This is a genomic window from Blastococcus sp. HT6-30 (assembly GCF_039729015.1).
Lineage (GTDB): Bacteria > Actinomycetota > Actinomycetes > Mycobacteriales > Geodermatophilaceae > Blastococcus.
The window spans coordinates 799,375-821,906 of sequence record NZ_CP155792.1; the positions used below are offsets into that span (position 1 = coordinate 799,375).

The window sequence follows — 22,532 nt, forward strand, 5'->3', positions numbered from 1 at the left end:
ACCGGCCGGTCCCGGCGGTGCCGTCGGTGTCAGCGGGGGACGGACAGCGCGAGGACGGCCAGGTCGTCGTGCTCGTGCCGGGAGCCGGCCAACTGCTCCTCCACCGCGGCGGCCACGGCGGCGACGGTCTCCTCGGCCCCACCCGTGGGGACGCCGGCCACGACCCGCAGCAGCGCGTCCTCGCCGAACTGGGCTCCGTTGTCGTCGCGGGCCTCGGTGACCCCGTCCGTGTACAGCACCAGCGTCGCGCCCGGCGGGAGGTCGAACGCCTCCTCGGGGAACGCGACGTCGGGGTCGATGCCCAGCGGGCGGCCGGGCCGGCCCACCGGGTGGGCGTGGCCGTCAGGGTGGCGCAGCAGCGGCAGCGGGTGACCCGCCACGCTCAGCGTCGCCCGGTGGCCCTCGGCGGTCGGCTCCAGCAGCAGGCAGCACGCGGTGACGAAGCGCAGCGGCGCGCTGCCCTCCTCGTGCAGCAGGGCGGTGTTCACGGCGGTCAGGATCTCGCCGGCGCTGCCCGACGCCGCGGCGCGCGCGGTGTGGCGGGTGACCGCGGTGACGGCCGCCGCCTCCGCCCCGGTCCCGCAGACGTCGGCGATCAGCACCATCCAGCGACCGTCCGGCAGCGGCATGACGTCGTAGGTGTCGCCGCCGACGAGGGCGGCCTCACCACCGGCCCGGTAGGTGGCCGCCAGCCGGATGCCGGGGATCGTCGGCAGGTGGGAGGGCAGCAGGCTGCGCTGGAGGGTGTCGGCCAGCTCGCGGACCACCGACTCGGCGCGCAGCCGGGCGAGGAACTGGCCGATCTGCCGGCCGGCGTGGGCCAGCACCTCCACCAGCTCGGCGGGCACCGGCCGGTGCACGGTGGAGAACAGCTCGCAGACGGCGAGCAGCGAGTCACCGCTGAGCACCGGGAAGGTCACGGCGGTCCGCAGGCCGTCCTCGCGGGCCGCGCGGCCGCGGACGAGCTCGTCGTCCGAGGCCAGGTCCTCGGCGACGACCGGGGCCCGGCGCAGCCACGCCTGGCCGGGCATCCCCTCGCCCCGCCGGAAGCTCCGGTGCGCGGCGTCGGCCTCCAGCGCGGGCACCGCGGCGTCGGGCGCGGTCCAGGTGCCGGCGTGCACCAGCCGCCCGCCGTCGCCGTCGGGCTGCCACAGCTGGGCGGCGTCCCAGTCCAGCTCGGTGCAGAGCGTGGGCAGCAGCTGGTGGAAGGCGACGTCGGCGTCCCGCGCCTCGGTGAGCGCCGCGGTGACCCGCAGGGTGGCGGCGAGGTAGCGGCTGACCTGCATCTGCCGCTCCAGCAGGATCGTCGTGCTGGCGTCGCGGAGCACCCCGACGATCGACGACTCCGCGGCCGAGGCGCCGGGGAACGGCTCCACCCGGGCCAGCGTGACGTCGATGGAGACCTCGTGGCCGGCGACGTGCAGCGCCGGCAGCTGGGTGGTGTTGCCCACCAGCTCGCCCTGGCCGGTGGTGAGGAACCGGGTGATGTGGCCGCCGTGCCCGGACCGGAACCGGGGCGGCATGATCTCGGTGAGGTCGCGGCCGAGCAGATCGGCCGGGGCATACCCGAGGAGCCGGGACACCGCGGGATTGACGTAGGTCACCCGGCCGCCGGCGTCGGCCACGACCACCGTGTCGGGCAGGGCCGACAGCAAGGTCGCCGCAGGCACTCCAGAGGTGGATTCGGGCACCGTTCCCCCTCGAGCACGAGCGTTTCCGACGGGCCGTTCACGCCCCGTCACGGCTATCAGCCTCTCACACAGTGGGTGATGAGGCGGACACGAACCGTCGATATGTGTCCATGTCGACAATGCGACACGTCGACCCGTCAGAAGGCGTACCGGATGTCCAGCCACGGCGCGCGCCGGGCCACCAGTTCCCGCAGCCGGGCGATCGCCGTCCGCTTGATCGGGGCGCGGTACCGCACGTTGTCCTGGCCGTTCTGGCTGCGCTTGGGCTCCTGCAGGTCGGGGCGCCACAGCAGCTGCTCGGCCGTGGGGTGCCACCCGAGGTTCACCTCGTGCAGCGCCTCGTTGTGGGTCAGGAAGATCACCTCGGCGGCGGCCTGCGCCTTGGCCGCCGGCCCGAGCTCGTCGTCCAGCCGGTCCAGGAGCCGGCCCCAGTCCTCCTCCCAGCCCGGGCGCAGCACGACGGGGGAGAGGTTCAGGTGCACCTCGTAGCCGGCCGCCACGAAGTCGTCGACGGCGGCGATCCGGTCGGCGATCCGGCTGGTGCGGACGTCGAGCACCCGGGCGTCGTCGTCGGGCATGAGGGAGAAGCGGATGCGGGTGCGGCCGGCCGGGTCGAGGTCCAGCAGCCCGCGGTTGACGTACTTGGTGGCGAAGGACGCCTTCGCAGTCGGCAGGTCGCGGAAGGTGGTCACGAGGTCGGCGACGTTGTCGCTGACCAGGGCGTCGACGGAGCAGTCGCTGTTCTCGCCGATGTCGTACACCCAGCTGGCCGGGTCGCACTGGTCGGGTTCGGTCTTCGGTCCCTGCCGGGCCACGTGCCGGCGCAGGTGCCCGGTGATCTGCTCGATGTTGGCGAAGACGGTGATCGGGTTGGCGAACCCCTTGCGCCGGGGGACGTAGCAGTAGGCGCAGGCCATGGCGCAGCCGTTCGCCGTGCCGGGCGCGATGAAGTTCGCCGAGCGGCCGTTGGGCCGGGTGGCCAGGCCCTTGCGGACGCCGAGCACCAGCGTCTCGCTCTTCACCCGCACCCAGCGGTCGACGTTGCCCGCGTTGCCGTGCAGCTCCGGGATCTGCCAGTGGCTGGGCACCTCGACCACCTCGGCGTCGGGGAACCGGTCCAGGACCTGGCGGCCGCGGGAGGACTCGGCCGCTGCCGGCTCGGCGTAGATGCGGCGGATCCGGAGGAGGTGGTTGGGCGGCATCGGCGCCGGCGGCGGCCCGACCTCGAAGAGCGTGAGCGGCTCGGCGGCTCCCATGTTCCGGGCAGCGTCGCGCGGGCGGCCGCCATTCCGGTGCCAGACTTCCCGGGTGAGCGCATCCGGCCCCTCCCGCATCGACCTCAACGCCGACCTCGGGGAGGGGTTCGGCGTGTGGCGGCTGGGCGACGACGACGCGCTGCTCGACGTCGTGAGCAGCGCCAACGTCGCCTGCGGCTTCCACGCCGGTGACCCGGTGACGATGCGTCGCGTGTGCACGGCCGCCGTGGCGGCCGGGGTCTCGATCGGCGCGCAGGTGTCCTACCGCGACCTGGCCGGGTTCGGCCGGCGGTTCGTCGACGTCGCGCCGGCCGAGCTGGCCGCCGACGTGCTGTACCAGCTCGCCGCGCTGGACGGCATCGCCCGGACGGCCGGGGGACGGGTGTCCTACGTCAAGCCGCACGGGGCGCTCTACAACGCGGTCGCGCACCACGAGACCCAGGCGCGGGCGGTGGTGGAGGCCGTCGCCGGCTACGACACCGGTCTCGCGGTGCTGGGCCTGCCCGGCTCGGTGCTGCTGGGCAGCGCGGCGGCCGCCGGGCTGCCGACCGTGGGGGAGGGCTTCGCCGACCGCGGGTACGCCCCCGACGGCACGCTGGTGCCCCGGGGAGCGGCGGGAGCGCTGCTGCACGATCCCGCCGCGGTGGCCGAGCGGGCCGTCCGCATGGCCGCCGAGGGCACGGTGCGGGCGGTGGACGGCAGCACCGTGCGGGTCGACGTGCGGTCGGTCTGCGTGCACGGGGACACCCCGGGAGCGGTCGACCTTGCCCGGGCGGTCCGGGGCGCGCTGGAGACGGCCGGGCTCCGGGTCGCCCCGTTCGTCGGCTGAGGCGTCGGTGGCGTCAGCCGCGGGGGCGGAGGTCCTCGACCAGGCGGCGTCCGGTCAGCAGCTCCGCCGCGACCTGGTCCACGGACCGCCCCGCGGTGTAGGCGTCGGTGCGCAGGAGCGCCAGCGCCTCGGCGGGGTCGACGTCCAGGGCGACGCTGACCTTGCCCATCGCCTCCCACACCGCCGCCCGCCGGCGCGGCGCCGGGCCCTGCATCCAGCCGGGCCCCTCGGCCGGGGTCCAGGTGGACCACACCGCCGCGTCGCCGAGCGAGGAGGTCACCAGCTCCCCGACGGCGACGGCCTGGAAGACGTCCAGTTCGGGAACGGCCGCGGAGTGCGTGAAGAAGAGGTCGAGCGCGCCGTCGCCGGCGGGCCCCGGCTGCAGCGGCAGGGCGACGACGGCGCGGAACGGCGTCGCGCCGAGCAGCAGCTCGGCGAACATGGGCCACCGCCGCCGTAGGTCCTCCTCGACGGCGAACACCGGCTGACCGGTGGACTGGCTCGTCATGCACGGGCCCTCGCCGGTGGTGAACTGCATCCGCTCGGCGCTCGACGCCTCCGGGCTGCTGGCCCCCAGCGGAACGCGGCGCCCGGTGCCGTCGAGCAGGCTCAGGCCGGCGCCGTCGACCCCGAGCAGGGCGGCGCACGCGCGGCTGAGCCGCACGGGGAGCAGCTCCGGCCCGGCGAGCTCCGGGCCCGACTCCCGTGCCAGCGCGGCCTCGAAGCGGCCCGCGATGGTCACGCCCGATTGTCTGCCCGGCGGGCCGGGTGCACATCCGGTGACGCAGCTCTCCCGATGTCGGGCCGGTCGCTCATCCGGCGGAGCCCCCGGGCCGGTGGGTGCAGGCCGCCTCCCGCACGCCTGAGTCCCGGTCGGCCGACAGCAGCCGCCCGCGGGTGCCCGGACGGAGTGCTCGGGGCGGCATCACAGCGTCAGCTGGTCCTCGTGCCCGGTCCGCCACTCGACGAGCACGATCGTGGCGTCGTCCTGCAGCCGGCCCGCCTGGTGGTCCATCACGCTGCGCATCAGCCGCCGGAGCGTCTCCGGCGGCGGGTCGCCGGCCGTCTCCGCGCGCACGACGAAGTCCGCGAGGCGCTCCTCGCCGAAGAACTCGCCCGCCGGCGAGCGGGCCTCGGTGATGCCGTCGGTGTGCAGGAGCACCCGGTCACCCGGGCGCAGCTGCACCTCGCACTCGTGGGCCGGCCCCTGCTGGAGCCCGAGCGGCAGGGCCGGCCGGCAGGGGTGGGCGGGCAGGAGGACGCCGTCGCGCACGACCAGGGGGGCGCCGTGCCCCGCGTTGACCCAGCTCAGCCGGCCGGACAGCAGGTCGAGCCGGGTCAGCAGCGCGGTGGCGAACTGGCTGCCGGGGAACTGCCCGGCGATCGCGGTGTTCATCGCCTCCGACGTCGCGGGGAGGGACCGCTCGTGCCGGCGGGCCGAGCGGTACGCGCCGACGGCGACCGTGGCCAGCAGCGCCGCGGGCAGGCCGTGGCCCATCGCGTCGAGGACCATGAGATCGGCGACGGGGCCGTTGACGGCGTAGTCGAAGGTGTCCCCGCCGATCCCGTAGGAGGGTTCCAGGGCCGCGGAGATGACGACGCGCTCGGTGCCGAAGGTCAGCGGCGGGACGAGGTCCCACTGGATCTCCGCGGCGAGGCTCATCGGCCGGGTGCGCCGCAGCCGCGCGAACACGTCGCTGTAGGCGCTGCGGGTGACGCACAGCTCGGCCACGAGCGCGGCGAAGGCCCGGCGTTCGTCGTCCTGCTCCGCAAGGGGCTCGGCGTCGAACAGCAGCTCCAGGACACCGACCCGTTCCGCGCCGTCGAGCAGGGGCACCCACAGCCGCACAGCGGCGTCGTGGCCGGGGGAGCGGGTCACCTCGACCCGGCGGAAGGCCAGCCCGCCGACCGAGCCGTCGACGGTCAGCGGGGTGCGCGGCGGAACGTCCTCCCCGGGAACCGGCACGAGGGAGGACTGCTCGTAGTCGGCCAGGTAGACCACGGCCGCACGGGCCCCCAGGAGCGTCGCGTGGCGGGAGACGACCGTGCCGAGCCGATCGGCGGGGAGGTGGTGCGACGACCGGAGCAGGGACCGCAACGGGTCCTGCCCGGCGGGGGTCGTCGAGGTCACGACGGTCCAGCATTCCACCGGCGCGCGGACCGGGCGACCGGAGCGCGGGGGGCAGATGCGCTGGTCACGTGCCCGGATGACCGATGTTCCATCATGGGCCGGTGTCCAACGGCGGAGGGATCACGCGGGCCGTGCCCTACGGGGACCGCGCGGTCCTGGTGGAGGCGGCGGACCCGGCCGACGTCCCGGGTCTGCGGGCCGCCCTGGCCGCCGCGCCCCTCGCCGGGCAGGTGGACCTGGTGCCGGCGGCGCGCACCGTGCTGGTGGTCCTCGACCGCCCGCCCACCGAGCTGGACCTCGCCGTCCTGCGGCGGCTCGTGCCGGCTGAGCTCTCCGCCGGTTCCGCCGGGGCCACCGTCGAGCTGCCGGTGGTCTTCGACGGTCCGGACCTCGCCGAGGTCGCCCGGCTGACCGGGCGCACCGAGGACGCCGTCGTCGGCGCGCTGACCGCCGCCCGGTTCGTCGTGGCCTTCGGCGGTTTCGCCCCCGGCTTCGGCTACCTGACCGGGCTGCCCCCGGCGCTGCACGTGCCGCGCCGGCCGACCCCGCGCACCCGGGTGCCGGCCGGCGCGGTGGCTCTGGCCGGCCCCTACGCCGGGGTCTACCCGCGGGCCTCGCCGGGCGGCTGGCAGCTGGTGGGGCGCACCGACGCGGTGCTCTTCGACGTCGACCGGGACCCGCCGGCGCTGCTGGCCCCCGGCACGTCGGTCCGGTTCCGGGTGGTGGGCTGAGTGCTCACCGTCCTCGCCTCCGGGCCCGCCACCACGGTGCAGGACGCCGGCCGGACCGGCTGGGCGTCGATCGGGGTGCCCCGGTCGGGCGCCGCCGACGCACCGGCGGCGGCGCTGGCCAACCGGCTGGTCGGCAACCGGCCACCGGCGGCGGTGCTGGAGGTGACGGCCGGGGGGCTGCGGGCCCGCGCGGAGCGCACCCTCCTGGTGGCCGTGACGGGCGCGCCGGCGCCGGTGACCATCAGCGGGCGCCCGGCGCCGTTCGCCGCCCCGACGACGCTGCCCGCCGGTGCGGTCCTCGCCCTGGGCGCGCCGCGCACCGGCCTGCGCAGCTACCTCGCGGTGCGGGGCGGCGTCGACCTGCCCCCGGTGCTGGGCTCGCGCAGCACGGACACCCTGTCGGGGCTGGGGCCGCCCGTCGTCACTCCCGGGCTGCGGCTCCCGGTCGGGTCGCTGGCGGGGGAGGAGCCGTTCGTCGACGTCGCCCCGGTCGCCGCGCCGTCGGACCGGCCGGTGCTGCGCGTCCTCCCCGGACCGCGGCGGGACTGGCTCGACGAGGCCGCGTGGCCGGCCCTGGTCCGGGCGGAGTGGCGGGTCAGCCCGGACAGCGACCGGGTGGGCCTGCGGCTGGCCGGCCCCCGGCTCGGCCGGGCCCGCGACGGGGAGCTGCCCAGCGAGGGCCTGGTGCCGGGAGCGGTGCAGGTGCCGCCCGACGGCGCGCCGGTGCTGTTCCTCGCCGACCACCCGGTCACCGGCGGCTACCCGGTGCTGGCCGTCGTCCGCACCGCCGACCTGGCCGCGGCGGCCCAGCTGCGCCCGGGTGACGTCGTCCGCTTCCGGACGGCTCGCTGAACGTCACCGCAGCGGCAGGATCGCCGGGTCGTCCGGTTCCCGCGCGATGCGCGCGGCCACCGCCCGCCGGTCAGCAGGGTCAGCACGGTGTGGTGGGCAGCGTGCGCGGCAGCGGCCACGCTCCGGCGACGACCACGCCGGTGATCCCGTCCTCGCCGACCGGTCCGAAGACGCGGGAGTCGATGGACCCGTCCCGCTGGTCGCCGAGCAGGAACACCGAGCCGTCGGGGACCTCGACCGGCCCGAACCAGACGCCGTCGAGGTGCGCCGGGTCGCTCCAGGGCTCGCAGATCGTCACGCCGTCCACCACCGGAGTGCCGTCCTCGATGGCGACGGACTCCCCGCCGAAGGCGACGACCCGCTTGGCCACCGGATCGGCGTCCGGGCGCCGGACCCGGCGCGGGTGCGCAACGTCCTCTCGTGAGGGGGTTCCGGCGGCATCTCCGCCAGGGCGGCAGGGGCCCCGATGCCGGGGCGACCGGTGATCGGGTGAGGAACGGGCGGTCGTCGGCATGCGGTCCTCCGTGCGAGCGGGCGCGGAGCCCCTCCGGCGGGGCGCGACCGGATGCACAGTCTCGGAGCGACTCACCAGGGCGGACAGCCGAGGGGTGGGGACGTGCGTGCCCCCGATGTGAGGGGCCGCGGTCCTCCCGCCGCCGGCTCACCCACGGGCGGCCAGGACCTCCGCGTAGACCTCCACGGTCTGCCGGGCGATCGCGGCCCAGCCGAACTCGGCGACGACCCGTTGGCGGCCGGCGGCGCCCATGGCGGCGGCGCGCTGCGGATCGGCCAGCAGCTCGGCGGTCCGGGCGGCCAGGCCCGCGGCGAAACCGGCGGGGTCCGTCTCGTCGTAGGGCACGAGCAGACCGGTGCGGCCGTCGTCGACCACCTCCGGGATCCCACCGACGGCGCTGGCGACGACTGCGGTGCCGCAGGCCGCCGCCTCGAGGTTGACGATGCCCAGCGGCTCGTAGACCGACGGGCAGACGAACACGGTGGCGCCGGTGATCAGCGGCACCAGCTGCTCGCGCGGCAGCATCGCCTCGATCCAGACGACGCCATCGCGGCGGGTCTGGAGGGCGGCGACGGCGTCGGCGACCTGCTGCCGCTCGGCCGGGGTGTCGGCGGCGCCGGCGCAGAGCACCAGCCCGGCGTCGGCGGGCAGCAGGTCGGCGGCCGCGAGCAGGTGGGCGAGCCCCTTCTGGCGGGTGATCCGGCCGACGAACAGTGCGTAGGGGCGGTCGGGATCGACGCCCAGCGCGCGGACGGTCTCCGGCTCGGGCACCGGGCGGTAGGCCTCGGCGTCCACGCCGTTGTGCACGACGTGCACCCGGGTGGGGTCGAGCTCGGGGTAGACGGCGAGCACGTCGTCGCGCATGCCCGCGCTGACCGCGATGACCGCGTCGGCGGCGAGGTAGGCGGTGCGTTCGGCCCACGAGGACAACCGGTAGCCGCCGCCGAGCTGCTCGGCCTTCCACGGCCGGCGCGGCTCCAGGGAGTGCGCGGTGATCACGTGCGGTGCCCCGTGCACCAGCGCGGCCAGCAGGCCGGCGGTGTTGGCGTACCAGGTGTGGCTGTGCACCAGGTCGGCACCGGCCAGGGCGGCGGCGATCTCGACGTCGACGCCCAGCGCCTGCAGCGCCCCGTTGGCGCCGGAGAGGCCGGACGGGACCGGATGGGCGGTCGCATCGGCCCGCTCGCCCCCGAAGCAGTGGACGTCGAGGTCGGGCCCGTCGGGCAGCGCGCGCAGCGCCGCGACGAGGTGTTCGACGTGCACCCCGGCGCCGCCGTAGACGTCCGGCGGCCACTCACGCGTGACGATCCCGATCTGCACGCCATCACCCTAGGGGGGCGTATGTGGCGGACGCAGGACGCCGCGGCCCCGAGCAGCGGATACGGTGCTCCCATGCGCGGCGGTCCACGGGTGCTCGGCATCGTCCTGGCAGGCGGTGAGGGGAAGCGGCTGTCGCCGCTGACCCAGGACCGCGCCAAGCCGGCGGTCCCCTTCGGGGGCAACTACCGGCTCATCGACTTCGTCCTCTCGAACCTGGTCAACGGCGACGTCCGGCAGATCGCCGTGCTGACCCAGTACAAGAGCCACAGCCTCGACCGGCACATCACCCAGACCTGGCGGATGTCCCAGCTGCTCGGCAACTACATCACCCCGGTACCGGCCCAGCAGCGGCTCGGCCCGCGCTGGTACACCGGCAGCGCCGACGCGATCTTCCAGAGCCTCAACCTCATCTACGACGAACGGCCGGAGATCGTCGTCGTCTTCGGCGCCGACCACGTCTACCGGATGGATCCGGCGCAGATGATCGACCAGCACCTGCAGACGGGGGCGGGGGTGACCATCGCCGGGCTGCGGGTGCCCCGCCGGGAGGCGACCGAGTTCGGCGTCATCGACTCCGACGCCGCGGGGAAGGTGCTCGGCTTCCTGGAGAAGCCGGCGGACCCACCCGGCCTGCCGGACTCGCCCGAGGAGAGCTTCGCCTCCATGGGCAACTACGTGTTCACCACCGACGCCCTGCTCGAGGCGTTGCGCACCGACGCCGAGGACGAGGACTCGGTCCACGACATGGGCGGCTCGATCATGCCCATGCTCGCCGACGCGGGGGAGGCGTGGGTCTACGACTTCTCCACCAACGTCGTCCCCGGGGCGACCGAGCGCGACCACGGCTACTGGCGGGACGTCGGGACGATCGACGCGTACTACGACGCGCACATGGACCTGGTGTCGGTGACGCCGGTGTTCAACCTCTACAACGACCGCTGGCCGATCCTCACCCTGCCGCCGCAGCAGCCGCCGGCGAAGTTCGTGCTGGGCGGCCGCGCGGAGGAGTCCATGGTCAGCGCCGGGGCCATCATCGGCGGTGGTGCGGTGCACGGCTCGGTCGTCTCCCCCGGAGTGCGGGTGGAGCGCGGGGCCAGGATCGAGCAGAGCGTCGTGATGGACGGCGCGTACATCGGTGAGGGCGCACAGGTCCGGCGGGCGATCCTGGACAAGAACGTCGTCGTCCCGGCGGGTGCGCGGATCGGCTTCGACCACGACCTGGACCGGGAGCGCTACCACGTCAGCGCCGGTGGCGTCACAGTGATCGGCAAGGGCACCCGCGCGTTCCTGTAGCGGGCCCGTCGCCGCTAGCTGCGCCTGGTGGCGACCAGCAGGCCGCTGCCCATCGGCAGGACGGCGGACAGGAGGGTCTCGTCGTCGCGGATCGTGCGGGCGATCTCGCGCCAGGCCACCGACTGCGGGTCGCGGGCGGTGCGGTCGGCGACCCGGCCGCCCTCGAGCAGCCCGTGGCAGGTGAGCGTGCCGCCGACCCGCACCAAGGCGAGCAGCGCGGCCAGGTGCTCGGAGTACTCGCGGGGCGGCCCGGCGCAGCAGACCAGGTCGTAGCCGCCGGGGGAGAGCCGGGGGAGCACCTCACCGGGGGTGCCGAAAATCAGCCGCACCCGGCTGGCGGGTACCTTTGCCTCGGCGAACGCCGAGCGCGCCGCGCGGAGCTGCTCGGGGTCGGCGTCCAGCGCCGTGAGGACGCCGTCGGGCCGCATCCCGCGCAGCAGCCACAGGGCGGCCAGCCCGCCACCGCTGCCGATCGAGACCACCGAGCGGGCCCCGGACGTGGCGGCCAGGACGGCGAGGGTGGCGCCCACGGGCGGCTCCACCGGGGCGGCGCCGGACAGGAAGTGCGCGCGCTGCCGAGCGGCCGCCATCTCGGGCGACTCGGCGGCGAAGCGGTCGGCGTAGGCGGCGCCCTGGTCGGTGCCGCGCCCGCGCGGCGGTTCCTCGGCGCTCATCAACAGCCGAGGGTAGTGGCCCGCGCCGCGGCTCCCGTGCGCGCGGCCGTACCTGTGCGTCTCCTGGGAGCCGCGGTGCGCGGGAACACGGATGTGCCGATCGTCCGTTGATCAGGACGTGCGCTTGAAGCGACCCGTGCCCGCCCGACCCGCCGACGCCGGGAAGGTCCTGACCACCCCGGTCTGCGATCCTGGTGGCGTGTCCGAGCCCACTGCACCGCAGCCCGTGGGTCCCGTCGCGGATCCCGACGCGTGGGTTGCCCCGTCCTGGGAGCAGGTCGTGCGCGACCACTCCGCCCGGGTGTACCGGCTGGCCTACCGGCTCTCCGGCAACCCGCAGGACGCCGAGGACCTGACGCAGGAGACCTTCGTCCGGGTGTTCCGGTCCCTGGCCGACTACTCGCCCGGCACCTTCGAGGGCTGGCTGCACCGGATCACCACGAACCTGTTCCTCGACATGGTCCGCCGCCGGCAGCGGATCCGGTTCGACGCGCTGCCCGAGGACACCGAGCGGCTTCCGGGTCGGGCGCCGAGCCCGGAGCAGGTCTACGCCGACACCCACCTCGACCCCCAGGTGCAGGCCGCGCTCGACGCGCTCTCGCCCGAGTTCCGGGTGGCCGTGGTCCTCTGCGACATCGAGGGCCTCACCTACGAGGAGATCGCCGCGACGCTCGGCATCAAGCTGGGCACGGTCCGCAGCCGTATCCACCGCGGCCGGGTCCAGCTGCGCGAGGCGCTGGCGCACCTGGCCCCGCGCCGCGCGGGCGTTCCCGGGGAGCTCGGGGCATGAGCATCCCGGAGAGCCACCTGGCGCAGGAGGCGATCGCCGCGCTCGTCGACGGCGAGCTGACCGCCGGACCCGCGAACCGGGCCGCACGGCACCTTGCCGGCTGCGCCACCTGCCGCATGGCCGTGGCCGCGCAGCGCGAGGCCAAGGAGGCCCTGCACGACTCGGCGGACGTCGCGGTCCCCGGTGACCTCATGTCGCGGCTGTGCGCGATCCCCTTCACCGCCGACGTCCCGGGCTCGGGGGACGGGACCGGGACGATGAGCGCCGCGCCCGGCGAGCTGACCGTCTCGGGCAGCACGGGCGCCTGGTCCCTCGACCTCACCGAGGGTGCCCACCGGCGCGGTCCGTTCGGCGGGCGCTGGTTCCGCCGCGGGGTGGCCGGGACGCTGGTGGGTCTGGGCGCCGGGGTGACCGCCCTGGCGCTCAGCCTCCCCGCCGACACGGGGCCCGCGACCCGAGCCGACACCCCCCGCCCGCAGCAGCACACCGAGGTCGCCCCACCGGTGGTGCGCACCGTCACCGTGGACACCTCCGCCGGTATCCCGGGCGGTACCCCCTGACCGAGCCCAGGGATCACGCGCCCGGCGACGCGGCCGTCTTCGCCCGGCCCGAGGGCCAGTCGGGCGCCTTCGACGAGACCGCGGCGCAGCGGCTGAGCCCCCGCTCCGTCCCCGCGCCGCAGCCCACCCCCGCGCAGGCCGGCGCGTTCGGCCGGCCCGAGCACGTCTCGGGCAGCTTCGCCGGCGGTCGCCCGGCGGCCCCGCAGCGGCCCGTCCCGCCGCCCCCGCCGGAGGCGCTGCTGCGCGCGTTCGGCCCGCCCGTGCCCGGCCGCGGCGGTCTGCAGGACCCGCCCGGCGGCCGCCCGGGCGCCCGCCGGACCGCCACCGGCCCCTGGTGGAAGGCCGACGCGCGCAGCGATCCCTGGCGCGACCCGGCGTCCCCGGCCGGCCTCGGTGCCCCCGCCGTGTACGAGGAGGACGACCAGCCGGGCCCGGTCGTCGTCGACGCGCAGGGCCGCCGCAAGGTCCGGCTGCGGGACCTGTCGGTGCGGCTGACCACGCTCGCCGTGCTCGCCCTGCTGGTGGTCGGGCTCGTCGGCGGCGGGGTCGGCTGGTACCTCACCCGCACCGCCGACGAGACGCCGCTGTTCACCCCCGGCACGACGCTCTCCCAGGTCGACCCGGGCATCACCCGGGAGCCGGGGTCGGTCTCCGACATCGCCGACGCCGTCATCCCCGCGGTCGTCTCGATCGAGGTGCGCGTCGGCCAGGCCGGCGCCACGGGCTCCGGCGTCGTGATCGACGGGGAGAACGGCTACATCGTCACCAACAACCACGTCATCTCCGGTGCCGACGAGGTCGAGGGCGCGGAGATCCGGGCGGTGTTCTCGGACGGCAGCGGGTCGGCCGCGCGCATCGTCGGCCGTGACCCGGCCAGCGACCTCGCGGTCATCAAGGTCGAGAAGCCGGGCCTGGTGACGGCCTCCCTCGGCCGCTCCGCCGAGGTCGTCGTCGGCGATCCGGTGGTGGCCATCGGCTCGCCGCTCGGGCTGGCGGGCACGGTCACCAGCGGCATCGTCAGCGCGCTCGACCGGCCGGTCCGGCTGTCCGGCGAGGGCACCGACACCAACGCCGTCATCAGCGCGGTGCAGACCGACGCCCCGATCAACCCCGGCAACTCCGGCGGGGCGCTGGTCGACGCGAGCGGCGCGCTGGTCGGCATCAACACCGCCATCGCGTCCACCGGGGCCGGCGGCTCGATCGGCCTGGGCTTCGCCATCCCCATCGACACGGTGACGCGGATCGCCGAGCAGCTCATCTCGACCGGGTCGGCCGTGCACGCCACGCTCGGCGTGAACGCCCGGTCGGTCACCGACGGCACCCGGGACGGCGCCCTCGTGCTGAACGTGGAGCCGGGCAGCCCCGCGGCCCAGGCGGGCATCCGCGAGGAGGACGTCATCATCGCGGTCGACGACACCCCGGTCGGCAGCTCCGAGGAGCTGGCCGTGGCGGTGGACGCCCGCCGGCCCGGCGACCAGGTCACCGTCGAGCTGGTGCGCGGGGGAAGGTCCCGCACGGTCGAGGTGACCCTCGGCGCCGCCTGAGCCGGGGGGCGACCGGGCAGGGGTTCGGCGCCTACGCTGGAGCCGGTGACCGCGCGGGCGGTCGGGCCAGACGGGAGCGACGGTGTTCGACTCGATCGGCTGGGGCGAGATCGCCGTCCTGGCGCTCGCGGCGCTGTTCATCTTCGGCCCCGAGCGCCTGCCCGACCTGGCCAAGGAGGCCGCCTCCGGGCTGAAGCGGATCCGCTCGGCCGTCACCGGGGTGCGCGAGCAGGTCAACGAGTCGCTGGGCGACGAGTTCTCCGACCTGCGCGACCTCGACCTGCGCAAGTACCACCCGAGGACGTTCATCCGCACCCAGCTGCTGGGTGACGAGGAGGACGGTCCGGCGCGCCCGACCGGCGCCACCGGCGCGACGGCGGCCACGGTCGTGGCCGCACAGGTGCGGGACCGCGCCGTTCCGCCGCCGTTCGACATCGACGCGACCTAGCCCCGGACGCACTCTGGGGGTGTTCCTCCCGCTCCCGGCCCCCTGCAGGACCCGGAAGCGCGAGGAACACCCCCAGAGAGGGCCGGTCAGCTCAGTGCTTGACCGGGGTGAGACCCAGGGACATGCCGGACAGGCCGCGCTGGCGGACGGCGAGCCCCTCGGCGATCTTCTCCAGGGCCTGCGCGGCGGGGGAGTCGGGGTCGGCGAGCACGATCGGCGCACCGGCGTCGCCGGCCTCGCGGAGGCGGGTGTCCAGCGGGATCTGGCCGAGCAGCGGCACCCGGGCACCGAGCGTGCGGGTGAGCGCGTCGGAGACCGTCTGGCCACCGCCGGAGCCGAACACCTCGACCCGCGAGCCGTCCGGCAGATCCATCCAGCTCATGTTCTCGATGACGCCGACCACCTGCTGGTGGGTCTGGGTCGCGATCGCGCCGGCTCGCTCGGCCACCTCGGCGGCGGCCAGCTGCGGGGTGGTGACGACGAGGATCTCGGCGTTCGGCAGCAGCTGCGCGATGGAGATGGCGACGTCGCCGGTGCCCGGCGGGAGGTCCAGCAGCAGGACGTCCAGGTCCCCCCACCACACGTCGGCGAGGAACTGCTGCAGCGCGCGGTGCAGCATCGGCCCGCGCCACACGACCGGGGTGTTGCCCGGGGTGAACATGCCGATCGAGATGACCTTCACGCCCATCGACTGCGGCGGCATGATCATGTTGTCGACCTGGGTGGGCTTGTCGTCCACGCCCAGCATGCGCGGCACGGAGTGCCCGTAGATGTCGGCGTCCACGACACCGACGGCCAGGCCGCGCTTGGCCAGGGACGCGGCGAGGTTCACCGTGACGCTGGACTTGCCGACGCCGCCCTTGCCGGAGGCGACCGCGTAGACGCGGGTCAGCGAGCCCGGCTGGGCGAAGGGGATCACCGGGTCGGCGGCGTCGGTGCCGCGGACCGTCTTGCGCAGCTCGGCGCGCTGCTCGTCGCTCATGACGTCGAGGGCCACCTGCACCGACGTCACGCCGGGGACGGTCGACACGGCCTGGGTGACCCGGGTGGTGATCGTCTCGCGCATGGGGCAGCCGGCGACGGTGAGGTAGACCTCGACGGCGACCGAGCCGTCCGGCCCGATCCGCACATCCTTGATCATGCCCAGCTCGGGGAGCGGGCGGTTGATCTCCGGGTCCTGGACGGTGGCCAGAGCGGTGTTGACGGCGTCGAGCGCGGGCGTGCCGGTCAGCTGGTCGGGCATCGTGTTCGTCTGTCTCCTTCGACGGGGGACCGGCGTCCGGCGGTCGGCGGCAGCCGCGGCGACCTGCGCGATCGGTCGCCTGCCACTGTACGGCGGGCGGCGCTCCGTCCGGTCCCCCGGAGGGTGATCCGGGACGCACCCGGGGCGTCACTAGGGTCGGCTCGTGTCGCCTGACCGGTCGCAGACCCTGCGAGACGCCGTCGGTCTCGGTCTCGCCGTCGGCCTCTACGGGGTGGCGTTCGGCGCCGCGGCGGACGCGGCGGGACTGGACGTCTGGCAGGCGCTGGTGCTCTCCGCCGTCATGTTCACCGGCGCCTCCCAGTTCGCCCTGATCGGCGTGCTCGGGGCCGGCGGTAGCGCCCTCGCCGCCGTCAGCAGCGCGTTGCTGCTGGGCACCCGCAACACCGTCTACGGCGTGCGGCTGGTGCCGCTGCTGCGGCCGCGGGGCCGCGTCCGCCGGGCCGGGACGGCGCACTGGGTGATCGACGAGACGACGGCGCTGGCGCTGGCGGCTCCTGACCGGGCGCTCGCCGGGCTGGCGTTCCTGGTGGGCGGCGCGACGCTCTACCTGACCTGGAACGCGACCACCGTCGTCGGTGCGCTCGGCGCCGCCGCGCTCGGGGGTGCGGCGCGGGCGGCGCTGGACGCCGTGGTCCCGGCCGCGTTCCTCGCCCTGCTGTGGCCCCGGCTGGGCCGGTCCTTCCCCGAGCCCGCCGTGCAGCGCCGGGTGGCGCTCGGCGGCGCGGCGGTCGCGCTCGCGCTGACGCCGCTCGTCCCGCCCGGGGTGCAGGTGGTGGCCGCGGTGGTGGCGGTCGCCCTGGCCGGCCGGCCGCGGCGCGCGGTGGCCTCGTGAGCGCCACCTGGACGGCGGTCCTCGTCGCCTCCGTCGGCTGCTACCTGCTCAAGCTGGCCGGGCTGTCGGTGCCCGCGTCCTGGGTCGAGCAGCCGTGGGTGGCGCGGATCGTCGACTTCGTGCCCGCAGCGCTGCTGGCCGCCCTCGTCGTCGTGCAGGGACTGACCAGCGGCGACCGGATCGTGGTCGACGGCCGGCTGGCCGGGCTCGCCGTCGCTGCGCTGGCGCTGGCGCTGCGGGCGCCGTTCATCCTGGTGCTGGTCCTCGCGGGGGCGGCGGGCGCGTTCGTGCACGTCCTGGCCGCCTGACCGGTGTTCCAGGCCGCGGCCTGCTCCGGCTTGCCGGCTTCGCGGTGCTCGGTGCCGACCCGGCCCCGTGGCCGGTGAGGTGATGGCCCTGGCTGGCTGGCCGGCCTGCTGCGCCGGCTGTTCCACCTGGGCTGACCGGCCGAGGTCAGGGCACCGGGTCGGCCTGCTCCCGGCGCTTCCTGCTCTTCTTCTTGCGGTCGCCGTCGTCGTCGGTGTCCTCGGGCAGCAGGCGGTTGAGCTCGCCGCGGATGAAGTCGCGGGTGGCCAGCTCGCCGACGGCCACTCGCACCGCCGCGAGCTCCCGGGCGAGGTACTCGGTGTCGGCGCGGGTCGACGCGGCCCGGGCGCGGTCCTCCTCGGCCTGCACCCGGTCGCGGTCGGCCTGGCGGTTCTGCGCGAGCAGGATCAGTGGAGCGGCGTAGGCGGCCTGCGTCGAGAAGGCGAGGTTCAGCAGGATGAACGGGTAGGGGTCCCAGCGCAGCCGCACGGCGAAGACGTTCAGCGCGATCCAGACGACGACCATGATCGTCTGCACCGCCAGGAACCGGCCGGTGCCGAGGAACCGCGCGATGCCCTCGGCGAACTGGCCGACGGCGTCGGGGTTCAGCCGCAGGAAGCTGCCGAACCGGCGGGCGCTCCCGCGGGGGACGTCGAGCCGGGGGCCGTCAGCCACGGCGGGCTCGCTCCCGCCAGTCGTCGGGCAGCAGGTGGTCGAGGACGTCGTCGACGCTGACCGCACCGACCAGCCGGCCCTGCGCATCGACCACCGGCGCGGCCACCAGGTTGTAGGTGGCGAAGTAGTGGGTGACCTCGGCCAGGGGCGCCTCCGGCTTCAGCGGCTCGAGGTCGTCGAGCACCCCGCTGACCAGCGTCGACGGCGGTTCGCGCAGCAGCCGCTGGATGTGCGCGAGGCCCAGGTACCGGCCGGTCGGCGTGGCCGACGGCGGGCGGCACACGTAGACCTGGCTGGCCAGCGACGGCGTGATCTCCTCCTGGCGCACCCGCGCCAGCGCCTCGGCGATCGTGGCGTCCGGGGCGAGGATCACCGGCTCGCTGGTCATGATCCCGCCGGCGGTGTCCTCCGAGTACTTGAGCAGCTGCCGCACCGACTCGGCCTCGTCGGGCTCCATCAGCTCCAGCAGCCGATCCCGGTCGACGTCGTGCAGCTCCGACAGCAGATCGGCGGCGTCGTCGGGGTCCATCTCCTCGAGCACGTCGGCCGCCCGGCCCTCGTCGAGGGTGCCGAGGATGGTGATCTGCTCGGCCTCGGGCAACTCGCCGAGGACGTTGGCCAGCCGCTCGTCGTCCATCGCCTCGGCCACCTCGTGCCGGCGCTTGATCGGCAGCTCCTGCAGCGCGTGCGCCATGTCCGCGGCGTTGAGCTCCCGGTACGTGGCGATCAGCGTCTCCGCGCCCTGCCCGGTCTGGGGCAGCGCCAGCCCGGTGACCTCGTCCCACTCGAGCTGGTGCAGCTGGCCGCGCCGGCCGAGGCGGCCGGGCTCCTGGACGGCGAGCCGGGAGAGCAGCCAGTCGCCGGTGCGGGTCTGCTCCATGCCGGCGTCGACGACGTAGGCGGTGCGACCGGACTCGTTGATCCGCACCTGCCGGTCCAGCAGCTCGCCGAGCACCAGCGTCTCGCCGGCCCGCTGCTCGAACCGCTTGAGGTTCAGCGTGCCCGAGGCGAGCAGCACCGCGCCCGGGTCGATGGCGGTGACCCGGCCCATCGGCACGAAGATCCGGCGCCGGGCGACGACCTCCACGACCACGCCGAGCACCCGCGGGCACGCGGTGCCCACGCGCAGGGCGACGACGACGTCGCGGACCTTCCCGATGCGGTCGCCGTTGGGGTCGAACACGGTCAGCCCGGCGAGCCGGGAGACGTACGCCCTGCTCACCGTCGTCACGGGCGAAGGCTACCGTCGGGGCCGTGGCTGCCCCGGTCGAGCTGGACTACGAGGTCGTCGACGTGTTCGCCGGGCAGGCGTTCGCCGGTAACCCGCTGGCCGTCGTCTTCGACGCCGACGGCCTGACCACCGCGCAGTGCCAGGCCCTGGCGAACGAGTTCCACCTGTCCGAGACGTCGTTCCTGTCCGCTCCCACCGAGCCGGACGCCGACCGTCCTGGGTCGGCCGCGGGTCCGCAGGCCGACTACCGGGTCCGCATCTTCACGCCGTTCGCCGAACTGCCCTTCGCCGGACACCCGAGCGTCGGCGCGGCGCACACGCTGGTGCGCACCGGACGGCTGCCGGCCGGGACGCTGCGCCAGGAGTGCGGCGCCGGGGTGCTCGACCTGGTGGTCGACGCCGACGGCGCGACGCTCTCCGGGGGCCGGCCCACCCTCCAGGACGGCCCGGCCCCCGCGGAGCTCGCCGCCGCCGTGGGGCTGGCGGCGTCCGACGCCACGGGCGTGCCCGCCGACGTCGCCGGCTGCGGACTTCCGTTCGCCTACCTCTCGGTGAGCCCGGAGGCGGTCGACCGGGCGGTTCCGGACCGGTCGCTGCTGGCCGGGCTCGACGTCGGGGAGGGGATCTCGGTGCTGTCCTGGGACGCCGCGTCGGCCACCGCCCGCGCCCGGGTCTTCGCCGCCGATCTCGGCTGGGGCGAGGACCCCGCCACCGGCTCCGCCGCCCTCGGCACCGGGGTGTGGTTGGTGCGGCGCGGCCTGCTCGCCGGCGAGGGCACGTCGTCCTACACGGTCCGGCAGGGCGAGCGCCTGGGCCGGCCCTCGGTCCTCGAGTGCACCGTGACCGCCGCCGGCCGCCGGGCGGTCGCGGCCACCGTCCGGGGCGCCGTCGTCCCGATCGCGCGCGGCCGGATCCGGGTGCCGCTCTGGTGAAGGACCCTCCTGCCCCCCGCCGCTCGCCCGCTCGCGGCGGAGCACTGCAGGAGGGCCACGCGTCCTCGGCCTGGGCGCTCCACCGCCCGGGGAGCCGCGAGGTCGGCCTGCTCTCCCTCGCCGTCGTCGGCATCTCGCTGTCGGCGCCCCTGACCGCGATGGTGACCGCGCCGATGCTGGCGCTGGCGTTCTGGCGCAATGCCGCCGGCGCGGCCGCGCTCGTCCCGGTGCTCGTCACCCGCGAGCGCGGCACGCTCTCCGGGCTGAAGGCGCGGGACCTGCGCAGCTCGGTCGTCGCGGGGCTCTTCCTCGCGGCGCACTTCGCCGCGTGGCTGCCCAGCCTGTCGATGACGACGGTGGCCGCGTCCGTCGCGCTGGCCACGACCACGCCGATCTGGACGGCGCTGGCGGCGCGGATCTCGGGGGTGCGGCTGTCGGCCGCGGTCTGGTGGGGCCTGCTCCTCGCGTTCGCCGGCGTCGTGCTGATCGTCGGGGTGGACGTCACGGTGAGCGCCGAGGCCCTGGCGGGAGATGCCCTGGCGCTGCTGGGGGCCGTCTGCGCCGGCGGGTACGTGCTGGCCGGGGCGCGCGCCCGCCAGCGGCTGGCGACCTCGGCCTACGCCGTCCTCTGCTACTCCGTGTGCGCCGCCGTGATCGCGGGCGCCGCGCTGCTCGTCGACGTGCCGCTGGCCGGCTTCGAGGCCCGCGACTGGTGGCTGATCGCGGGCATCACCGTCTCCGCGCAGCTCTTCGGGCACACGCTGCTGAACCTGGTGCTCTCGTCGGTGGGCCCGACCGTCGTGAGCCTCGCCGTCCTGCTCGAGGTGCCGGGCGCGCTGCTGTTCGCACTGATCCTGCTCGGCCAGGTCCCGCCGCTGCTGGCGCTGCCCGGCGTCGTGCTGGTGGTGGCCGGGGTGGCGCTGGTCGTGCGGGCCGGCCGGCCGACGATGCTGGTCGAGCCGGGCACCTGAAAAAGGACCCCGTCGCCCCCCACCACTCGCTGGCTCGCGGCGGGACCCTGCGACGGGGCCGATACGCCGTCGCTACCCTCCGGTAGCTGAAGACGCCGTCGTCTGCATGAAGAGAGGCACCGTGGCCGAGCTCCGATCCCGTCGTTCCAACCTGGCCGTTCCCGGCAGCAACCCCCGCTTCCTGGAGAAGGCCAAGGGTCTGCCGGCCGACCAGGTCTTCCTCGACCTGGAGGACGCCTGCGCGCCGCTGGCCAAGCCCGGCGCCCGGAAGAACATCGTCGCGGCCTTGAACGAGGGCGGCTGGGGCGACAAGATCCGCACCGTCCGCGTCAACGACTGGACGACGGAGTGGACCTTCCAGGACGTGGTCGAGGTCGTCGGCGGAGCCGGCGCGAACCTCGACTGCATCATGCTGCCGAAGGTCGCCGACGCCGCCCAGGTCAAGGCGCTGGACCTGCTGCTCACCCAGATCGAGAAGGCCAACGGCCTCGAGGTCGGCCGGATCGGCATCGAGGCGCAGATCGAGACGGCGCAGGGCCTGATCAACGTCAACGACATCGCGTTCGCCAGCGACCGGATCGAGACGATCATCTTCGGCCCGGCCGACTTCATGGCCAGCATCAACATGAAGTCGCTCGTGGTGGGTGCCCTGCACCCCGACTACCCGGGCGACCCGTTCCACTACATCCTCATGCAGATCCTGATGGCCGCCCGCGCGCGTGGCGTCCAGGCGATCGACGGCCCGTTCCTCCAGGTGCGCGACGTGCCGGCCTTCGAGGAGGTCGCCAAGCGCTCGGCGATGCTCGGCTTCGACGGCAAGTGGGTGCTGCACCCCGGCCAGATCGACGCTGCCAACGAGATCTACGCGCCGTCGCAGGAGGACTACGACCACGCCGAGCTGATCCTCGACGCCTACGACTGGGCGACGTCGGAGGCCGGTGGCAAGAAGGGGTCGGCGATGCTCGGGGACGAGATGATCGACGAGGCCAGCCGCAAGATGGCGCTGGTCATCGCGGGCAAGGGCCGCGCCGCGGGCCTGTCCCGGACTTCGTCCTTCACCCCGCCGGAAGGGTGACGCGTACCTCCGGACGCCGGCCGCAGCGGCCCCGTCCGGAGGCTCGCCGCGAGCTTGCGAGCGGTGAGAGGGACGGGGTCCTCTTTCAGGGGCCGAAGCCGGTGCTGGTCAGCATCGCGAAGGCGACGATCCACAGCACGATCACCAGCACGAAGAACGCCGTCACCAGGCCCCCGACGACGATCCCCGCGAGGGCCAGCCCGGCGCCGTCCTCGCCGGTTCGCTGGATCTGCCGACGGGCCGCGATGCCGAGGACCAGCCCGGCCGGCGCGAAGACGAACGCCATGACCAGGGCGAGGATGGCCAGGGTGTTGGTCGGCCGGCTCCACTGCGGCGGGCCGTAGCCGGGCGGTGGACCGTAGCCGGGCGGTGGGCCGTAGCCCCACGGCTGCCCGTGGCCGGGCGGCGGGTACGCCGCTCCGGGCGGGGCGTACCCGCTGCCGGGTGCCGCCTGCGGCGGGTCGCCGAGGTGCAGCCCGTCGTCGTGGGTCATGGGTCCTCCTGTCCCGTGCGGTCCGTGCAGCGGCTACTCCACCACGGCCGTGGTGGGACCCCGGGGGACGCCACGCGGTCGGTGCGGCGCACGGAGCGGCCGGGGCCGGGTGACCAGGCA

Annotated in this window: 24 protein-coding genes; 13 read left to right on the forward strand and 11 right to left on the reverse strand. The window is 75.3% G+C overall.

Annotation, left to right across the window (positions count from 1 at the left end):
* Positions 1-29: 29 nt before the first annotated feature.
* A complete protein-coding gene (locus ABC795_RS03810) occupies positions 30-1,691 on the reverse strand; it encodes a SpoIIE family protein phosphatase (RefSeq protein WP_347059580.1) in 1,662 nt (553 codons plus the stop codon).
* A gap of 137 nt (positions 1,692-1,828) precedes the next feature.
* Positions 1,829-2,947: a spore photoproduct lyase family protein gene (locus ABC795_RS03815; RefSeq protein ID WP_347059581.1), complete on the reverse strand. Its 1,119-nt coding sequence runs from the start codon at positions 2,945-2,947 to the stop codon at positions 1,829-1,831.
* 52 nt (positions 2,948-2,999) lie between these two features.
* Between ABC795_RS03815 and ABC795_RS03820 the strand changes: the two genes are divergently transcribed.
* Positions 3,000-3,776, forward strand: a complete 777-nt coding sequence (locus tag ABC795_RS03820) for a 5-oxoprolinase subunit PxpA (protein ID WP_347059582.1) — start codon at positions 3,000-3,002, stop codon at positions 3,774-3,776.
* 13 nt (positions 3,777-3,789) lie between these two features.
* Here the strand turns inward: ABC795_RS03820 and ABC795_RS03825 are convergent, their stop codons facing one another.
* Both ABC795_RS03825 and ABC795_RS03830 read right to left on the reverse strand, forming a co-directional pair.
* Positions 3,790-4,518: an ANTAR domain-containing protein gene (locus ABC795_RS03825; RefSeq protein WP_347059583.1), complete on the reverse strand. Its 729-nt coding sequence runs from the start codon at positions 4,516-4,518 to the stop codon at positions 3,790-3,792.
* Positions 4,519-4,701: 183 nt separating this feature from the next.
* Positions 4,702-5,907, reverse strand: coding sequence for a SpoIIE family protein phosphatase (locus ABC795_RS03830; protein WP_347059584.1), 1,206 nt, complete (start codon positions 5,905-5,907; stop codon positions 4,702-4,704).
* A gap of 101 nt (positions 5,908-6,008) precedes the next feature.
* Here ABC795_RS03830 and ABC795_RS03835 point away from each other — a divergent pair, with 101 nt between their 5' ends.
* Together ABC795_RS03835 and ABC795_RS03840 are read left to right on the forward strand one after the other, a co-directional pair.
* On the forward strand, positions 6,009-6,638 hold the full coding sequence (locus ABC795_RS03835) for an allophanate hydrolase subunit 1 (RefSeq protein ID WP_347059585.1): 630 nt from the start codon (positions 6,009-6,011) through the stop codon (positions 6,636-6,638).
* Entirely contained in the window at positions 6,639-7,490 is an 852-nt protein-coding gene (locus ABC795_RS03840) for a biotin-dependent carboxyltransferase family protein (RefSeq protein WP_347059586.1), read from the forward strand.
* 79 nt (positions 7,491-7,569) lie between these two features.
* Here the strand turns inward: ABC795_RS03840 and lepB are convergent, their stop codons facing one another.
* Positions 7,570-8,004 (reverse strand): signal peptidase I, encoded by a 435-nt coding sequence (gene lepB / locus ABC795_RS03845; protein ID WP_347059587.1) that lies wholly within the window; start codon positions 8,002-8,004, stop codon positions 7,570-7,572.
* A 147-nt stretch (positions 8,005-8,151) separates the two neighbouring features.
* The gene (glgA, locus tag ABC795_RS03850) at positions 8,152-9,324 is read right to left on the reverse strand and encodes a glycogen synthase (RefSeq protein WP_347059588.1); all 1,173 of its coding nucleotides are present in this window, start codon (positions 9,322-9,324) and stop codon (positions 8,152-8,154) included.
* 72 nt (positions 9,325-9,396) lie between these two features.
* Between glgA and glgC the strand changes: the two genes are divergently transcribed.
* Complete coding sequence (glgC, locus tag ABC795_RS03855) at positions 9,397-10,617, forward strand: glucose-1-phosphate adenylyltransferase (RefSeq protein ID WP_347059589.1); 1,221 nt, start codon at positions 9,397-9,399, stop codon at positions 10,615-10,617.
* Between the two features lie 14 nt (positions 10,618-10,631).
* Here the strand turns inward: glgC and ABC795_RS03860 are convergent, their stop codons facing one another.
* Entirely contained in the window at positions 10,632-11,291 is a 660-nt protein-coding gene (locus ABC795_RS03860) for a class I SAM-dependent methyltransferase (protein ID WP_347059590.1), read from the reverse strand.
* Positions 11,292-11,490: 199 nt separating this feature from the next.
* Between ABC795_RS03860 and sigE the strand changes: the two genes are divergently transcribed.
* The 4 genes from sigE (at position 11,491) to ABC795_RS03880 (ending at position 14,633) form a co-directional block, all read left to right on the forward strand.
* Positions 11,491-12,081, forward strand: a complete 591-nt coding sequence (gene sigE, locus ABC795_RS03865) for an RNA polymerase sigma factor SigE (RefSeq protein ID WP_347059591.1) — start codon at positions 11,491-11,493, stop codon at positions 12,079-12,081.
* On the forward strand, positions 12,078-12,641 hold the full coding sequence (locus tag ABC795_RS03870; protein ID WP_347059592.1) for an anti-sigma factor: 564 nt from the start codon (positions 12,078-12,080) through the stop codon (positions 12,639-12,641). Before sigE ends, ABC795_RS03870 begins: the two co-directional genes overlap by 4 nt.
* A 260-nt stretch (positions 12,642-12,901) precedes the next feature.
* A complete protein-coding gene (locus tag ABC795_RS03875; RefSeq protein WP_347059593.1) occupies positions 12,902-14,185 on the forward strand; it encodes a trypsin-like peptidase domain-containing protein in 1,284 nt (427 codons plus the stop codon).
* A gap of 82 nt (positions 14,186-14,267) precedes the next feature.
* Positions 14,268-14,633 (forward strand): twin-arginine translocase TatA/TatE family subunit, encoded by a 366-nt coding sequence (locus tag ABC795_RS03880; RefSeq protein WP_347059594.1) that lies wholly within the window; start codon positions 14,268-14,270, stop codon positions 14,631-14,633.
* 91 nt (positions 14,634-14,724) lie between these two features.
* Here ABC795_RS03880 and ABC795_RS03885 read toward each other — a convergent pair whose 3' ends face one another.
* Positions 14,725-15,876 (reverse strand): Mrp/NBP35 family ATP-binding protein, encoded by a 1,152-nt coding sequence (locus tag ABC795_RS03885; protein WP_347059595.1) that lies wholly within the window; start codon positions 15,874-15,876, stop codon positions 14,725-14,727.
* Positions 15,877-16,039: 163 nt separating this feature from the next.
* Here ABC795_RS03885 and ABC795_RS03890 point away from each other — a divergent pair, with 163 nt between their 5' ends.
* Positions 16,040-16,729: an AzlC family ABC transporter permease gene (locus ABC795_RS03890; RefSeq protein ID WP_347059596.1), complete on the forward strand. Its 690-nt coding sequence runs from the start codon at positions 16,040-16,042 to the stop codon at positions 16,727-16,729.
* Complete coding sequence (locus ABC795_RS03895; protein ID WP_347059597.1) at positions 16,726-17,037, forward strand: AzlD domain-containing protein; 312 nt, start codon at positions 16,726-16,728, stop codon at positions 17,035-17,037. Before ABC795_RS03890 ends, ABC795_RS03895 begins: the two co-directional genes overlap by 4 nt.
* Before the next feature lie 145 nt (positions 17,038-17,182).
* Here the strand turns inward: ABC795_RS03895 and ABC795_RS03900 are convergent, their stop codons facing one another.
* Both ABC795_RS03900 and ABC795_RS03905 read right to left on the reverse strand, forming a co-directional pair.
* Positions 17,183-17,710 carry a DUF1003 domain-containing protein gene (locus ABC795_RS03900; RefSeq protein WP_347059598.1) on the reverse strand — a complete coding sequence of 176 codons (528 nt, stop codon included), beginning with the start codon at positions 17,708-17,710 and terminating at the stop codon, positions 17,183-17,185.
* Positions 17,703-18,941 (reverse strand): CBS domain-containing protein, encoded by a 1,239-nt coding sequence (locus tag ABC795_RS03905; RefSeq protein WP_347059599.1) that lies wholly within the window; start codon positions 18,939-18,941, stop codon positions 17,703-17,705. Before ABC795_RS03905 ends, ABC795_RS03900 begins: the two co-directional genes overlap by 8 nt.
* Before the next feature lie 23 nt (positions 18,942-18,964).
* On the opposite strand from ABC795_RS03905, the gene ABC795_RS03910 reads away from it, so the two are divergent.
* The 3 genes from ABC795_RS03910 to ABC795_RS03920 all read left to right on the forward strand — a co-directional run bounded on the left by ABC795_RS03910 (position 18,965) and on the right by ABC795_RS03920 (position 21,919).
* Positions 18,965-19,873 carry a PhzF family phenazine biosynthesis protein gene (locus ABC795_RS03910; protein WP_347059600.1) on the forward strand — a complete coding sequence of 303 codons (909 nt, stop codon included), beginning with the start codon at positions 18,965-18,967 and terminating at the stop codon, positions 19,871-19,873.
* Complete coding sequence (locus ABC795_RS03915) at positions 19,870-20,844, forward strand: DMT family transporter (RefSeq protein ID WP_347059601.1); 975 nt, start codon at positions 19,870-19,872, stop codon at positions 20,842-20,844. Before ABC795_RS03910 ends, ABC795_RS03915 begins: the two co-directional genes overlap by 4 nt.
* Before the next feature lie 121 nt (positions 20,845-20,965).
* Positions 20,966-21,919: a CoA ester lyase gene (locus tag ABC795_RS03920; RefSeq protein WP_347059602.1), complete on the forward strand. Its 954-nt coding sequence runs from the start codon at positions 20,966-20,968 to the stop codon at positions 21,917-21,919.
* An 85-nt stretch (positions 21,920-22,004) separates the two neighbouring features.
* Here the strand turns inward: ABC795_RS03920 and ABC795_RS03925 are convergent, their stop codons facing one another.
* Positions 22,005-22,412, reverse strand: coding sequence for a DUF4190 domain-containing protein (locus tag ABC795_RS03925; protein WP_347059603.1), 408 nt, complete (start codon positions 22,410-22,412; stop codon positions 22,005-22,007).
* Positions 22,413-22,532: the final 120 nt, after the last annotated feature.

Bases quoted from the DNA above. Each gene is read 5' to 3' on its own strand.
- ABC795_RS03885 (WP_347059595.1), bottom strand. From the start codon at position 15,876: ATGCCCGACCAGCTGACCGGCACGCCCGCGCTCGACGCCGTCAACACC.
- glgC (WP_347059589.1), top strand. From the start codon at position 9,397: ATGCGCGGCGGTCCACGGGTGCTCGGCATCGTCCTGGCAGGCGGTGAG.
- ABC795_RS03860 (WP_347059590.1), bottom strand. From the start codon at position 11,291: ATGAGCGCCGAGGAACCGCCGCGCGGGCGCGGCACCGACCAGGGCGCC.
- ABC795_RS03925 (WP_347059603.1), bottom strand. From the start codon at position 22,412: ATGACCCACGACGACGGGCTGCACCTCGGCGACCCGCCGCAGGCGGCA.
- ABC795_RS03870 (WP_347059592.1), top strand. From the start codon at position 12,078: ATGAGCATCCCGGAGAGCCACCTGGCGCAGGAGGCGATCGCCGCGCTC.
- lepB (WP_347059587.1), bottom strand. From the start codon at position 8,004: ATGCCGACGACCGCCCGTTCCTCACCCGATCACCGGTCGCCCCGGCAT.
- ABC795_RS03815 (WP_347059581.1), bottom strand. From the start codon at position 2,947: ATGGGAGCCGCCGAGCCGCTCACGCTCTTCGAGGTCGGGCCGCCGCCG.